Origin of the sequence: Amycolatopsis rhizosphaerae (assembly GCF_007713715.1) — a bacterium.
Classification (GTDB): Bacteria; Actinomycetota; Actinomycetes; order Mycobacteriales; family Pseudonocardiaceae; genus Amycolatopsis_E; species Amycolatopsis_E rhizosphaerae.
The window spans coordinates 1-14,402 of sequence record NZ_VJWX01000145.1; the positions used below are offsets into that span (position 1 = coordinate 1).

At 70.2% G+C, this 14,402-nt stretch carries 12 protein-coding genes and 1 tRNA gene; 6 read left to right on the forward strand and 7 right to left on the reverse strand.

Going from position 1 to position 14,402, the window contains the following annotated elements; genetic code table 11:
- The first annotated feature begins 65 nt into the window (after positions 1-65).
- The gene (locus tag FNH05_RS16310) at positions 66-791 is read left to right on the forward strand and encodes a DUF305 domain-containing protein (RefSeq protein ID WP_144589089.1); all 726 of its coding nucleotides are present in this window, start codon (positions 66-68) and stop codon (positions 789-791) included.
- A gap of 112 nt (positions 792-903) precedes the next feature.
- Here FNH05_RS16310 and FNH05_RS16315 read toward each other — a convergent pair whose 3' ends face one another.
- Entirely contained in the window at positions 904-1,812 is a 909-nt protein-coding gene (locus FNH05_RS16315; protein ID WP_144589091.1) for a cation diffusion facilitator family transporter, read from the reverse strand.
- 146 nt (positions 1,813-1,958) lie between these two features.
- Between FNH05_RS16315 and FNH05_RS16320 the strand changes: the two genes are divergently transcribed.
- Positions 1,959-2,031, forward strand: a tRNA-Arg gene (locus FNH05_RS16320).
- A 42-nt stretch (positions 2,032-2,073) separates the two neighbouring features.
- On the opposite strand, the gene FNH05_RS16325 is transcribed toward FNH05_RS16320, so the two are convergent.
- On the reverse strand, positions 2,074-2,319 hold the full coding sequence (locus FNH05_RS16325; protein WP_144589093.1) for a hypothetical protein: 246 nt from the start codon (positions 2,317-2,319) through the stop codon (positions 2,074-2,076).
- A gap of 194 nt (positions 2,320-2,513) precedes the next feature.
- Between FNH05_RS16325 and FNH05_RS16330 the strand changes: the two genes are divergently transcribed.
- The gene (locus FNH05_RS16330) at positions 2,514-3,737 is read left to right on the forward strand and encodes a GNAT family N-acetyltransferase (RefSeq protein ID WP_144589095.1); all 1,224 of its coding nucleotides are present in this window, start codon (positions 2,514-2,516) and stop codon (positions 3,735-3,737) included.
- 32 nt (positions 3,738-3,769) lie between these two features.
- Here FNH05_RS16330 and FNH05_RS16335 read toward each other — a convergent pair whose 3' ends face one another.
- Positions 3,770-4,513, reverse strand: a complete 744-nt coding sequence (locus tag FNH05_RS16335) for a glucose 1-dehydrogenase (RefSeq protein WP_186382576.1) — start codon at positions 4,511-4,513, stop codon at positions 3,770-3,772.
- A 159-nt stretch (positions 4,514-4,672) separates the two neighbouring features.
- On the opposite strand from FNH05_RS16335, the gene FNH05_RS16340 reads away from it, so the two are divergent.
- On the forward strand, positions 4,673-5,599 hold the full coding sequence (locus tag FNH05_RS16340; protein WP_246127774.1) for a LysR family transcriptional regulator: 927 nt from the start codon (positions 4,673-4,675) through the stop codon (positions 5,597-5,599).
- 75 nt (positions 5,600-5,674) lie between these two features.
- On the opposite strand, the gene FNH05_RS16345 is transcribed toward FNH05_RS16340, so the two are convergent.
- The 4 genes from FNH05_RS16345 to FNH05_RS16360 all read right to left on the reverse strand — a co-directional run bounded on the left by FNH05_RS16345 (position 5,675) and on the right by FNH05_RS16360 (position 12,405).
- Entirely contained in the window at positions 5,675-6,442 is a 768-nt protein-coding gene (locus FNH05_RS16345) for an alpha/beta fold hydrolase (protein WP_144589101.1), read from the reverse strand.
- A gap of 26 nt (positions 6,443-6,468) precedes the next feature.
- Positions 6,469-7,041 carry a YbhB/YbcL family Raf kinase inhibitor-like protein gene (locus tag FNH05_RS16350; protein WP_144589103.1) on the reverse strand — a complete coding sequence of 191 codons (573 nt, stop codon included), beginning with the start codon at positions 7,039-7,041 and terminating at the stop codon, positions 6,469-6,471.
- Between the two features lie 30 nt (positions 7,042-7,071).
- On the reverse strand, positions 7,072-7,569 hold the full coding sequence (locus FNH05_RS16355) for a MarR family winged helix-turn-helix transcriptional regulator (RefSeq protein ID WP_246127775.1): 498 nt from the start codon (positions 7,567-7,569) through the stop codon (positions 7,072-7,074).
- 156 nt (positions 7,570-7,725) lie between these two features.
- Complete coding sequence (locus tag FNH05_RS16360; protein WP_186382577.1) at positions 7,726-12,405, reverse strand: RHS repeat-associated core domain-containing protein; 4,680 nt, start codon at positions 12,403-12,405, stop codon at positions 7,726-7,728.
- Between the two features lie 293 nt (positions 12,406-12,698).
- Here FNH05_RS16360 and FNH05_RS16365 point away from each other — a divergent pair, with 293 nt between their 5' ends.
- Together FNH05_RS16365 and FNH05_RS16370 are read left to right on the forward strand one after the other, a co-directional pair.
- Positions 12,699-13,646, forward strand: coding sequence for an LLM class flavin-dependent oxidoreductase (locus FNH05_RS16365; protein ID WP_144589107.1), 948 nt, complete (start codon positions 12,699-12,701; stop codon positions 13,644-13,646).
- Complete coding sequence (locus tag FNH05_RS16370) at positions 13,643-14,341, forward strand: alpha/beta fold hydrolase (protein ID WP_144589109.1); 699 nt, start codon at positions 13,643-13,645, stop codon at positions 14,339-14,341. The genes FNH05_RS16365 and FNH05_RS16370 overlap by 4 nt, the downstream gene beginning before the upstream one ends.
- Positions 14,342-14,402 lie beyond the last annotated feature (61 nt).

Sequence of the window (14,402 nt, forward strand, 5' to 3'; positions counted from 1 at the left end):
GGACCCAGCAGGACATGGGCAACGGCGTCACCGCCCCGCCCGCGACCCCGGCCTCCCGCTGACCCATGAGCGAAGTCGAAAACGAGCAGACGCCGGACCGGCCGGTCTCGCGTTCCTCACGACCCTTCGTGATCGTCGCGTCGGCGCTGTCCGTGCTCCTGCTGGGCGCCGCGTTCGGCATGTTCCTCACCCAGCGCGCGATGGACTCGTCCGCACAGGCCACACCCGCGGCGGGCTCGGTCGAGGTCGGTTTCGCCCAGGACATGTCGGTGCACCACCTGCAGGCGGTGACCATGGCGAACTGGGCGCGCGACCACAGTGCCGATCCGGAGATCCGGCAACTCGCGTTCGACATCCAGAGCACGCAGCTGGAACAGGTCGGCCGGATGAAGGGCTGGCTGATGCTGTGGGGCCAGCCCGAGCAGTCCAACAGCCCGTACATGAGCTGGATGACCGGCTCCTCGGGGCACGAGATGGCCGGTATGCCCGGGATGGCCGCGGCGTCGTCCACCGCCGCGGCCGGGTCCGGTGACGCCGCGATGCCCGGCATGGCGACCAACGCGGAGCTGGCGAAGCTGCGCTCGCTGTCGGGGAAGGACCTCGACGTGTACTTCCTGCAGTTGATGCTGCGGCACCACCAAGGCGGCACCCCGATGGCGGAGTACGCGCACGAGCACACGTCGCTGTCCGCGCTGAAGGCGCTCACGAAGAGCATCCTCGACTCGCAGGGCGCCGAAATGGACCTGATGAAGCAGATGCTCACCGCACGGGGCGCCCAGCCCCTGCCCTGACACGCAGGGGGCTCCGGCAAAGTCGCGTGAGTGTTGGCCGTGAAGGGTCCCTTCACAGTCGAATCGACTGTGAAGGGACCCTTCACGGCTTGCCCCAGTCCCCTCACGGCTGTTACCAGGTGAGTTCTTCGCAGCGCCGCGCGGACTCGTAGGGCTCGACCTGGAGGGTGGCGTGGCTGATGTGGTGGCGGTGCGCGAGCAGGTTCTGGGCCTCGGCGAGCACGCGCGCCGGCTCGGCGTCCGGTTCGACCGCCAGGTGCGCCGAGGCGACCTCCATACCGGACGTGAGCGTCCAGACGTGCAGGTCGTGCACGTCGCGTACCCCGTCCAGTGCACCCAGCTCGGACGCGATCCGCTCGACGTCGACCTCGACGGGCGCGTGCTGGAACAGGATGCGCAGGGCCCGGCGGGCCAGCCCGGCCGTGCGGGGCAGGACGAACAGCCCGATCGCGACACCGATGATCGGGTCGGCGTAGCGCCAGCCCGTGGTGAGTGTGATCGCGCCGCTGGCGAGCACTCCCAGGGAGCCGATCAGGTCGGCGAGGACTTCGAGGTAGGCACCGCGGATGTTGAGGCTCTCCTGTGCCCCTGAGCGCAGCAACGCGAACGCCGTGACGTTGGCGATCAGCCCGCCGACGGCGGTCAGCAGCACCGGTAGTCCGGGCACCACCGGCGGGTTCGACAGCCGCCCGATCGCCTCGGTGAGGACGTAGGCCGCCACCCCGAACAGCAGCAGCGCGTTGGCCAGCGCCGCGAGCACCTCGGCCCGGTACAACCCGTAGGTGCGGCGATAGGTCGGCCCGCTCCGGCGCGCCAGCAGGATCGCGGTGACCGCCATGGCCAGCCCGAAGACGTCGGTGACCATGTGCGCGGCATCGGAGATCAGCGCGAGTGAGCCGGTGAGCACCCCGACCACGACTTCGGCCACCAGGAACGCGAACCCGATGCCCAGCGCCGCGACCAGTTTGGGCAGGTGCCGTCCGGAGGCGCTGCCCGCCCCGTGCCCGTGGCCGTGTCCCATCGACGTCTCCTCACTCGCACGGCAAACATATAGCGACATGTGCATATGTGCAATGCGGGCGGGCTCACGCCAGGCCTGTTTAGGGGTGGCCGCCTGATCGGCACCCCGGAGCATGCGCTAGTCTTTGCTCAGTCGCCCAGCGATGGGCCCTCGTAGCTCAGGGGATAGAGCACTGCCCTCCGGAGGCAGGTGTCGCAGGTTCGAATCCTGCCGAGGGCACCCACTCATCTCGCCGCATATCAGTTCTCTTTCCTGGCGTCACTACCAGATCTGGATCAGCCAACGCTGGACGCTGGTCTCCACGTCACTCGGGTCGTCGGGCAAAACCAGCGAACGTGACCGGTACGCGCGGATTTGGTAGGTGCCCTTACGCGGAAGCTCGATGCTGCGGTCGCTGGGTGAACCCGTTACCGTGCCGAGCACCACCCGACCGGTGTCCGTGGTGAAGGTGCCTTCGAAAGAGTCCTCAAAACCAGCCTCCGGCGGCTGCGGCTCACCATTCCACACTTCCCATGGTTGAAGTCGGGATGGACGTCGGTCCTGATCGCGATCGTCCTGACGGGAAGAGCCACGGGACCAGGTTATCCAGAGCCGAGAACACGGGCTCCGCCGTAATTCGCTTGCCCTGGCTACGGATCGACGCTGCACTGTGCCGGGACACCGCGGGTCGTGGTGCCGTTATCCGGGAGGCAGTGGCAGCAATGGAGATCCGTCCCACGACCGACGAGGACTTCGACGTCTTCGTCGACACACTGCACGCCGCATTCGGGCGCTTCCCGGAAACCCCGGCCGAGGGCGGCGGCGTCTGGTGGGCGGCGCTCGAAATGGACCGCAGCCTGCTCGCCGTGACGGCGGACGGGCGGCCTGTCGGCACCGCCGCTGCTCACTCCTTCGAGCTCACCCTGCCCGGCGAGATCCTCGTCCCGGCCGCCGGGGTGACCGCCGTCGGGGTCCTGCCCTCGCACCGGCGCCGGGGCGTGCTCAGCGCGATGATGCGGCATCAGTTCACCCAACTGCGCGCGCAAGGGGAGTTTCTTTCCGTACTGCTGGCCTCCGAGGCCCTGATCTACGGCAGGTTCGGCTACGGACCGGCGACCTACGAGCAGCGGCTCACGGTCCCGCGTCACCAGGCCGCCCTCGCCCTCCCCAGGGCGCGCGGAACGGTCGACGACGCCTCGGCGACAGGCTCGGTCGAACTGCTGCGGCGTGCCGAGTGCGGCGAGATCCTGGAGGAGGTCTACGACCGGTACCGCCGGGCACAGCCCGGCGCGCTGTCCCGGCCGCACCGCTGGTGGACCTTGGGCGCGGGGCAGCCCCCGGTCTCTCCGGCGCCGCGCTACGTCGCCGTCCACCGGGACGCCGACGGCGTTCCGGACGGGTACGCCAGCTACTCGATCAGCGAGCCCGCCATCCTGACCGTCGACGAGACCATCGCCACCGACGACGCCGTTTCCACGGCCCTGGCCCGGTTCGTGCTCGGACACGACCTGGTCACTCAGGTCGTGTTCAAGCACTTCCCGCCCGGGCACCCGCTGCGCTGGCAGCTTGCGGACTTCCGCGCCGTCCGGGTGAGCGAGGACACCGACTGGCTCTGGGTGCGGCTGCTGGACGTCCCGCGCGCGCTGACCGCGCGCGGCTGGTTCTCCGACGGTGAACTCGTCCTCGACGTCGACGACCCGTTCCTCGGCGAGCACGGCCGCTACCTGCTGACCGTCCGGGACGGCAAGGCCGACTGCGTCCCGACCGACCGGGAGCCCGACCTGTCCCTGGACGTGCGCGACCTGGGCTCGGTCTACCTCGGCGGCACCACCCCGAGCGCGCTCGTGCGTGCCGGGCACATCCGGGCCCACCATGCGGACGCGGCCACCCTCGCGGACGTCCTCTTCCGCGCCGAGCGCACCCCGCACTGCCTGCACTGGTTCTGACCCGCGCGCTCGCTCGCAGGCGATGATGGGCGTCAGAGCTGCGTGCCGCCGCCGTCCACGGCGAGTTCGACGCCGGTGGTAAAGGTGGCCTCGAACGCGAGGAATACCACTGCCTTGGCGATTTCGGACGGGGTCCCCACGCGCTGCATGGGGACATCCGCGGCGAACTGTGCCTTCATCCGTTCGACCGCCTCTTTGGGCATCGTCTTCTCCAGAATCCCGGTGTCGATCGGGCCGGGGCTGACCGCGTTGACGCGGATCTTGTTCGGGAGCAGTTCCCGGGCCAGGCTGCGGGTCATCGAGCGCAGCGCCGCCTTGCTGGCCGCGTAGACGCTGAGCGCCGGCAAGCCCAGCACGTTGACGACCGAGGTGGTGAATACCACGCCGCTGCCCTCGGCCAGCAGTGGAGCGAGCTTCTGCACCGTGAAGTACGGGCCCTTGGCGTTGATGGTCAGCAATCGGTCGAACAGTTCCTCGTCCGTCGCCTCGAAGGGCGCGAAACCGTTGACACCGGCATTGGCGAACAGGGCGTCCACCGTGCCGAACTCGGTCTTCACCCGGTCGGCCAGCGCATCGATGTCCCGCAGCGATCCCGCGTCGCTGCGGACCGCGATCGCGTTCTCGCCGAGCTGGTCGCGGGCGGCAGCCAGCCGGTCCTGATCACGCCCGGTGATCAGCACACGTGCCCCTTCGTCCACGAGCAGCCGCGCGGTGGCCAGGCCCATTCCGCTGCTGCCGCCCGTGATCACGACACTCTTGTCCTCGTATCTGCCCATGTCAGACATCCCCTGGTTTCCGGAATCGGCTTGACGGTTCTCGTCCCGGCGGGGCGATCCCAGCCGGGCAACATCGAGTCAACAGCCGTCCGAATCGGGCGTCCAAGACCTGTTTCGCACCCCGTTATGCGGGAACCGTATGACGGCTACAGTGGCCGTGTGTCCGACGAAACGCGTCGCGGCTTCGACCTCGACCTGCGGTTGGTGCGGTACTTCACGGTCGTCGCCGAGCACCTGAACTTCGCGCGGGCGGCGGCGGCGTTGCACGTCGCTCAGCCCTCGCTGAGCCGCCAGATCCAGCGACTGGAGGACACACTCGGCGTGCGGCTGTTGGAGCGCACCCCGCAGGGAAGCCGCCTCAGCGCGGCCGGCGTGGCATTCCTTCCGCGAGCACAGGAACTCCTGAACACCGCCGGCCAGGCGGCGTTCGAAGCCCGCGCCGCCATGCCACCCGGCACGATCACCATCGGTTACGTCGAGGACCTCGTCATCACCCCCGCGGTGCGCGACCTGCGCCGCCGCCATCCCGACGCCCACGTGCACACCCGGCACCTGGACTGGGACGAAACCCGTGCCCTGCCCGAGCACCAGGTCGACGTGCTCGTCGCCCGCACGCCGCTGCCGGCCCCGGCCGATCACCTGCACGTGACCGTCCTCTACGACGAGCCCCGGGTACTGCTCGTGCCCGCCTCCCACCGCCTCGCCGGCAAGGAGTCGGTCAGCCCCGGCGACTTCGCCGACGAGCCCCTCCTCTCCTGTGCCGGTATGCCCCCGGCCTGGACCGGGTTCTGGCTGCTCGACCCCCGCCCCGGCCAGGACCCGGCTCCGCCCGCTCCGATGCTCGGCGGCACCATCGAGGACAAGATCGAGGCCGTCGCCGACGGGAGAGCCGTCGCCGTCATGCCCGCCGACGACCGGCGCAGCACGCTCCGCGACGACCTCGCCACCATCCCCATCGAGGGAATCGAACCCTGTCAGGTGGCCGTCCTCTCGCGTGCCATCGACCGCAACCCGCTCGTCGCCCACTTCCGGGAATCCGCGAAGAACTGTCTCGCCCGGGACACCACACGCGCCCGCTCACGGTGAACCGGCCGAGGGCACCCATTCAGCGCGTTCGACCGTCCACAGGCGGCGTGGAACCGTGCTCGGATCAATCGGCTGTCAGCCGGACTGCCCGGCAAGGAACGCGCGGACCGCGCGCGCGAACCCCGGTCCGGTGAGCGCACTCCAGTGATCGCCCGGCACCCGGGTGAACCGCGCGCGGGGCAGGACGGCGGCGAGCGCTTCGGCGGAGGCGTGGTCGTGATCCCGATCGCCGACCACCACGAGAGTGGCGGTTTCGAGGCGTCGTAACGCCCCGGCGGGCGTTGCGACGAGCGAGTTCAGGACCTGAAGCAGCGCGCGGGGATCGCCGCCGAGATGGGTGATCCAGTGCGCGGCTTCCGCCTCCGCCGACCCGGGTTCGACGGCGTCCCCGTTGGCGAGGGCGGTCAGCGCGCGGTGGTTCGTGCCGTTCGCCGCCGTGCTGCGCACCGCGGCGAGTCCCTGGCCGGCCACGATCGCGCGGGCGGGCCGGGCGCCGCGCACCAGCATTCGGAGCACCGCCCTGGCGCCCAGCGAGTAGCCGCCGAGGTCGTAGTCGTCGAGCCCGAGCCAATCGATCAGGGTCAGGCCGTCGTCGGCCAGCACATCGGCCGGATAGGAGGCTGGATCGTGCGGCCGGGCGCTGTCACCGTGGCCGCGGAAATCCGGCAGGATGACGCGGTGGCCGTCCGCGGCGAGGACGGCGGCGGGACCGTGATCGAGCCATTGCCTTCCCGAGGCGGTGAAGCCGTGGAGCAGGACCAGGGGACGGCCGTGCCCGGTCTCACGGAATGCCAGTTCCACGCCATCGCGGGCGGCGAATCGATGGACGCGTGGGTCGCTCATGCCGCGGTCTCCTCGGCTCGAAGCGGTCAGGTGCGTCCGTAGAAGCCGTCGAGACGCCCTCGGGCGAGGACGTCCCCGGCGGCGGCGAGCACCTCACGCGGCTTGGCGGAGTCCAGGGCGGTGCCGCGAGGGCCCGCGGTGAGCGGCTTGGCCAGCGCGAAGATCTGGAACACGTATCGGTGCGCACCATGACTTTTCGGCGGCGCCGGGCCGAAGTAGCCACTGCCGATGCCCGAACGCAGGACGTGCACGCCGTCCGCGGGATCCCCGGCATCCAGCGCCCCGCGCGTGAGACCGGTCATCGAGGCGTCCAGCAAGGCCACGCAGTGGACGAACGGCAGGGGTGTGGGGGCATCGGGATCCTCGACGACCAGCAGCAGTTGCGCCGTGTCCGCCGGGGCCGGGGACCACGTCAAGGCCGGTGACAGATCCTCGCCGCCGACTCGCCTCGACGCGTGAACGGCCGGGATCGTGCCCTCGTGGTCGAAGTCCGGGCTATCCAGCACCAGCGTCTCGGCAGTGGCGAGATCCGGCGAATTCCAGGCGAGGCCCGCCATCCCGGCCCGCCGTTTCTTGGGCGAGTCGTCACGTCCGGTCATGTTTTCCCCTCAGAGATCGGAACCGCCCGGTCAGCGGGCGTGCCGGCCGTGGCGCAGACGCGAGAGTTCGCCGAGGGCGCTGCGCTGGGAGCGCTCGACGAACTGCAGCAGTGCGTCGAGTTCCTCCTTGCGGAAGACCGCGAGGTCGTCGTGGGCGCGGGCGGTGAGCCCGTCGTAATAGGCCGCGATGCGGGACAGGCCGTCGCTGGTCGGTTCGATCAGCACGCGGCGCCGGTCCAGGGGATCGCTGGTCCTTTTGATACAGCCCGCGGCGTCCAGGCGGTCGATCATCCGCGACACCGCCCCGGCGGTCAGGCCGACGCGGCGGGCCAGTTCGGCCGCCGTGGCGGGCCCCTGCTGGTTCAGCACGTGCAGGCAGTCCAGATCGCTGGCGGTGACCCCCATCCGTTCCGCGATCAGCCGGTTGAGCTGGGAGATCGCGTTGACCCAGCCCGGCAGTGCGGCCAGCACACGTTCCTCGGTTTCGCGACGCGACGTGTGCCCCATCCCGGCTTCCCCTTCTCGCACCGATCACCCCACGACTGTTGCGTGGCGCAATCATTGTGCCACGCACTTAGTGCGTGACACAACTCAATTCCGGCTTCAGCAGGAGAAGACGTCGCACGGCAACACGCAGGTTCCGGCTCCGCAGACCGACCCGTCCCGGCGGGACGGGTCGGCGGGTCACTTGATCCACTGGCCCGGCTTGGGCCACCCTTCCACGATGGTGGTACCGGTCCAGTCGACCATGGTGTTGGGCAGCCCCATTCCGGCGGGTTGCTTGCGCAGGACCAGTTCGATCGGGCGCCCGCTCTCCATGGCCGCGGCGAACCTATGGTGCCCGTCGCCGTCGATCTTGAGCACGTTCGGGGCGTTCGGCGGGTAGTACACCGGCACCTTCACCGGCTGGTCCATGACCCCCTCGGCCCGCCAATCCTTGATCTTGTCGTCGATCAGGCCCTGGAACACGTGCTCCTGCATGGGAGTCACCCCGTTGTAACCGGTCCCGCCGACCCGCTGCGGTTCCGGTTTGAACGTGTAAGTGCCCAGCGGTTGCTTACCACCGCGACTCGGCTTGTCGTCCGATTCGACGGGATGGAAGTCGTCCTTGGACGCGGGCGGCTTGGACGCCGGGTTGCCCTCGGTACCGAGCGCACTGCTCGGCTGCGGCTTCGGCGGCGGCGATCCCGGCTGCGTGTGCGACGGTTCGGGTTGCGTGTGCGACGGTTCGGGCTTCGGCCGGTTCAGGTCCGGCTTCGGCGGGACCGGTGGTGGCGGCGGTTTGGCACCGGCGGGCTGCGTCTGCGACGCGGTGGGCTTCGGCCGGTTCAGGTCCGGCTTCGGACCGGTCGGACGTGGCGGCGGCGTCTTCTTGGGCCCCGGCTTCTTGGCCGACAGCTTCGGTGGGACGGGCGGCGGTGTCGGTTTGCCCGCGCTGCCACCGGTGTTGCCCGGGCCGTGCCCGGCCTTCGGCGTCGGCGGCACCGGGTTGTCCGCGCCGGACGTCTTCGTGCAATCCATCAGCCCGATCGCGTCGTACCGCGCGTAGGGATCGGTGACGTAGGCGTACGGGTCCGGGCCAGGCTCCAGCCCCAACGGGTCCTGGCTGAGGTACCGCGCCGTCACGGGGTCGTAGTAGCGGAACACGTTGTAGTGCAAACCGGTCTCGGCGTCGGCGTACTGCCCGGGGAAGCGCAGCGGAGTGGGCGCCGCGGTGAGTTCACGGCCGTGCGCGGTGCGGCGACTGGTCCATACCAGTGCGCCCCGCTCGTCGAGCAGGTCGGTGGGGGTGCCGATGGCGTCGGTGACGAAGGTGCGGAACCGCTCGCCCCGGGCGTCGCGCTCGCGCTGCGCGACCGGGACGACGGTGCCCGGCACGTGGTCCCACGTCACCAGGTGCCCCGGCCCGGCCTCCTCGATCAGCCTGGTGCCGTCCCAGGTGTAGAGCGTGGTCCGGGTGGTGCCATCGGGTGCGCGGAGGGTCTTGCCGACGCGCCTGCCGAGCGGGTCGTAGTGGTACTGCCATACGGCGCCGTCCCCGGTGGTGACCGCGGCAAGCCGGTCGCCGGACCAGCTGTACGCGTGCGCGCCCGCCGCCTGCCGGCGGCTCGCCCGGCGGCCGTGCCCGTCCTCGGTGACGGTGACTCCCGCGGGCGCGATCAGTGCGCCGGAAACGTCGTAGTGGTACTCCTCGCGCCCCTGCGGCGTGGTCGCCGCCGTGATGCGCCCGGCAGCGTCCCGTGTCAACGTCGTGAGACCGGTGACCTCGTCATGAAGCGTCGCGAGCGAGCCGTCGGCGTGATGGCTGAACACGCGCCGCTGCACGGGAACGTTCCCGGTGGTGGTCACGGTCTGCGCCACGAGAGCCCCGCCGGGACCGTAGGTGTGGCCAAGGACCGTGGCATCGTCGGTGCGGCTGGTGACACGGCCGTCCAGGTCGTAGCGGTAGCGGACCGCGTGCCTGCCCCCGGTGAGCCCGACCGGGCGGTCGAGGTCGTCGAACGTCCAGGTGCTCTCCACCCCGCCCGGCGTGCGGCGGTGGATGAAGCCGATGCCGTACTCGAACGTGACGCTGCGGCCGTCGACGGTCTCACGCACGACACGGCCGTACTCATCACGCTCGAACTCCACTGTGGACTCGCCGTTCGCGGCGTGCACGAGCTGTCCGGCCGGGTCGTACCGGTACGCCGTGATCCGCCCTGGAGCGCGCACCTCGACGAGGTTGCCGACCGGGTCGTAGCGGTACTCGGTCACGAGTCCGTCCGGATCGGTCGAGCGCACCAGCTGCCCGGCGGGGTCGTAGGTGTAGCCGTGGGTGCGGCCGCCGAAGTCGGTCTGCTCGACCAGGCGCCCGAGCGCGTCGTACCGGTACCGCCAGACGCGGCCCCTGGGATCGGTGACCGACGTCAGCCGCAGCTCGGTGTCGTAGGTGTACGTCGTGCGCGCGCCCGACGGGTCGGTGAGCGCGGTGAGCCGGTCGAACGGGCCGTATTCGCGGCGGGTGACGCGGCCGAGCTCGTCGACGTGCTCGGTCTCGTTGCCCTCGCCGTCGTAGCGCCAGACGGCACGCTCCTGCCGTGGCCCCACCCTGGATGCGGGACGGCCCTCGACGGTCCAGCCGAGCCGCACCCGTTCGCCGCCGGTTTCGGCCAGCCAGCGGGGACGGCCGAACTGGTCCGGCTCGACACCGGTGGGCGCGGGCGGTTCCCCGGTGGCGAGCGAGAGCGAAGTGGCGACGCCGATCGGTTCGGTGAGCGGGTCGGGGGCGCCGCCATCGTACCGGCGGTGCCAGGACACTTCTCCACTTTGGACGGTGATCGCGGCGATCTCGCCACTGTCGTCGTGTTCGAGGAGGACGGTGGACCCGTCGGGCCGGTGGACCTCGGAGACGGTTCCGGCGTCGTCGTAGCCGTAGCGGGTGGTGCGGCCCAGCGGGTCGGTGCGGGCGAGGAGCCGGTCGTAGCGGTCCCATTCGGACACTGTCACGCCGCCGAGCGGGTCGACTTCGCGCACGACCTGATGCGCGTCGTTGAGGTGGAACTCGGTGACGTTGCCGAGGGAGTCGGTGTGCCGGGTGACGTGATCGCCGTATTCGAAGGCACCGTCGAGGAATCCGCCGTCGCCCACGGTGCGGACGCAGCGCCCGCGGTTGTCGTAGACGTAGCGGTACCAGACGCCGTTGCGGTCCTGCCAGCCGGTGATACGCCCGGCGTCGTCGTAGTCGAACCGCAGGGGGAGGCCCGAGGAGTTGACGATCTGGGTGAGACGGCGCCGGTCGTCGTAGCCGAACTTCGCCACCGGGACGTCCGCCAGCGTGCCGTCGCCCAGCACGGCCAGTTCCACGACACGGCCACGCTCGGCACGCACCCCGACACGGACGCCGTCCTCGCGCCGCAACTGCGCGGGAGCGCCGTGGTCGTCGTAGAACACTTCGACGCGCTGGCCCGCCTCGAAGGCCCTCAGTGGCAGGACGGTGCCGGAGCCGGAGAATTCGAGTACCCGTTCGCCGGCCTGCAGCGTGTAGCCATCCGCGGTGCGCGTGAGCGGCCACCGGGAGCCTTCCAGCGGCCATTGCTCGCCGTCGCCGCGCGGGTAGACGAGGATCGTGCCCGTGGGCGAAAAGTAACGGATGTGCTCGTCGTCGAGTTCGAGCCGCTGGTCCAGTGTGGACGCCCATGAGGTGCCGAACCAGTGCCCGGCGCGGTAGGAAGACACGTGGGTGCGGTCGAGCACCAGCGCACCGAGGTCGAGATCCCGCTGCTCGAGCACCACTTCACCGGTGGCGACGTCGACCGGATCGGACTCGCACACGCGATTGCCCGGTTCGACGGCCGAGTCGCGCGGGTTCTTCGGGGCCGAGGAAGGCCTCGTCGAACTGGGGCCGGTCGAACCGTTGTCGAAGCCCCTGGTGGACACGCTGGGCGAGGGCGGTGGTGTGGCACCGCCGCCGGTGTCGGTCGAGGTGCCGGACCGCGTGTCGCCCGTCCCGCGCGGCGAGTGGGAACCGTTCGTGGCGCTGGAGGCGTGGGTGGCGCCTTCAGGAGTGGTCGGCCTGCCCGCGACCGGGTCGACGTTCTTCGCGCCGGTGGGGAGGTTGTCGAGCTTGGCGTGCGTGGCCTTCTCGCCGGACTTGAGGCCCTTCAAGGAATTGGACGCCTTCTTGAACAGGTCGCCCGCCTTGCCGAACAGCTTGCCGAGGTCGCCAAGGGCCTTGAGGAGGTTCTTCATCAGCTGGGCGATGTTCTTGGCCGTCTTCGCGACCAGGTTCACCACCTGCGGCACCACCCAGGTCAACCCGATGCCCAGAGTGAACAGGACCTGCAGCGCCCAGGACACCATGTGCCCCACCACCTGCGCGATGGTGTCCCGCACCAGCTGCCGCACCGCCGCGACGACCTCACCGGCGGTCTTCACGCCACTGGAAGCGCCCTCACATGCCTGCCCGGCGCCCTCGAGAACCTTCGCCACTTCCTCGGCCTGCCGGCGGTAGGCATCCGCTCCCGGGCCCGTCCAGGACTGGACATCGGCGCTGACCTGAGTGCCCAGATCGGTCGCGACCTGCCCCAGTTCGGAGGCGATGTTCTTCCACGTTTCGGCATGCGCGGTGATCTGGTCCGGGTCACCGGCCAGTTTGTCCAGAGCTTCCTTGAGCGGTCCGACGTGCTCCATCAACCAGCCGACACCGTTGGCCAGGATGGACCCGAACGGATCGGTGACGAAGGCAAGGGCGTCCATCGCCGTACCCGCGGCACCCATCACCGCCGAAGCCCAGTCACCGCTCTCGATGCTCTCCTTGAGCCCTTGGGCGTCTTCGAGAACGGCGATACCCGAGATCGCGGTCGTCGAGTCCTGCTTCTGGGCCACCAGTGGATTGGACAACATGCTCCCCTCGGATGCCGGGGTGTCACGCAAGGGCCCCCGGCTGCCCCAACCAAGGTAGCGAAGCTGGTGTCCCAGTCGCAACGATTGCCCGATAGCACAAGATTTCCCAGCAGTACAGGGAAAAGTGGCAAGTGGGCCCACGCTGTCACCGGCGAGGGTCCAGACCGCCCCTGCCACCGCGCCGCGCACGGCCGTTGTCATCGCACTCTCCTCTTGCTACCGTAAATCGAACTTCACACTTCAAAAACAAGAAGTACGTGATCACGGGAGGCGAGATGACGGGACCGCAGATCGGCTACCTGCTGCCGACGCGCGACCAGACCGTGCTGGGCGAGCACGAACCGGCACGGCTCGTGGCCCAGGCACGCCGGGCCGAGGAACTGGGCCTGGATTCGGTCTGGGCGGGCGACAGCCCGGTGACCAGGCCGCGCGCGGATCCGCTGCTGCTGCTGTCGGCCGTGGCCCAGGCCACCGGACGGGTCGCGCTCGGCACGGCGGTGCTGCTGCCCGCGCTGCGCCATCCGATCCTGCTGGCGCACCAGCTCGCCACCCTCGACCGGTTGTCGGGAGGACGGGTGATCGCGGGCGTGGGCGGCGGGTTTCCCAACCCCAACACCCGGGCCCAGTTCGCGGCGGTCGGCGTCGATTTCGATCGCCGCACCAGCCGGATGGAGGAGTCGATCGACGCGATGCGGCTGCTCTGGTCGGGAGAGGCGGTGTCCTACCGGGGAAAGCACTTCGCCTTCGAAGACGTGCGGATCGCGCCCCCGCCACTCCGTCCGGGAGGGCCGCCGATCTGGCTGGCCGGAAGCAACGGCCCGGCGTTGCGCCGCGTCGCCCGCCTCGCCGACGGCTGGCTCCCCTATCCGCCCAAGGCGGCGACGTACGCGGAGGAACACCGGGTCATCGAGCAGGCGGCGACGGCCCGTCCCATCACTCCGGCCCTGTACGCGACGGTCTGCCTGGACGAGGACCCCGAAAGGGCGCGCCGGCGCCTGCGCAACAGCATCGAGCGCTACTACAACGCGCCGCTCGAGGTCGTCGAGTCGATCCAGGCCATGTTCGCCGGTACCGCCCGGCAGGCCGCCGACTGGCTGACCGGCTACACCGATGCCGGCGCGCGCCACCTCGTGATCCGCCTGGCCACCGAGGACCACCACACCGGCCTGGAAGAGTTCGCCGACCAGGTTCTGCCCCTGCTGCGCAGGGAGAACCACCGATGACCACGTTCGTTCTCGTCCACGGCGCCTGGCACGGCCCCTGGGCCTGGGAGCGGGTCGTCCCACTGCTACACGCAGCCGGGGCACGCACGCTCACCCCGGACCTCGGCGCCGATGGGGACTTCGGGCTCCACGACCACGCCGAGGCGGTCGTCGCCGCGCTCGACACCGTTGCGGCGCAGGAGGAAATCGTGCTCGTCGGGCACAGTTACGCGGGCCTGGTCGTCCGCGAAGCGGCCGACGCGCGGCCGGACGCCGTCGGCCACCTCGTCCTCGTGGACGGATGGGCGGGGACCGATGGCGAGGGCATGGCCAGCCTGGCCCCCGGCTCCTTCGTGCAGGCCGTCCGCACGGCGGCCGAGACACGCGGGGACGGACGGCGCATTCCGGCCCCGCCCCCGGCGGCGTTCGGCATCACCGACACCGAAAACGCCGCCTGGCTGGCCCCACGCCTGCTCCCCCAGCCGCTGCGCACGTTCACCGAATCCACTCGCCTGACCGGAGCGGTCGACGGGATTCCCGGCACCGCCCTCTACTGCAGACCGCAGACCTACCCGTTCGACCGGTTCGGCGAGGCACTCGGATACCGGACGCTGGCGCTGGACGGTCCGCACGACGTGATGCTGACCCACCCCGAGCCGCTCGCCCGCCTGCTCCTGGAGGTTCGTTCGTCCCAGAACGGGAAGCGCGAAGTCTAGAGTGGTGAAGTGGAGCAGCGAACGTACAACCAGTACTGCGCGACCGCGCACACTCTCGACC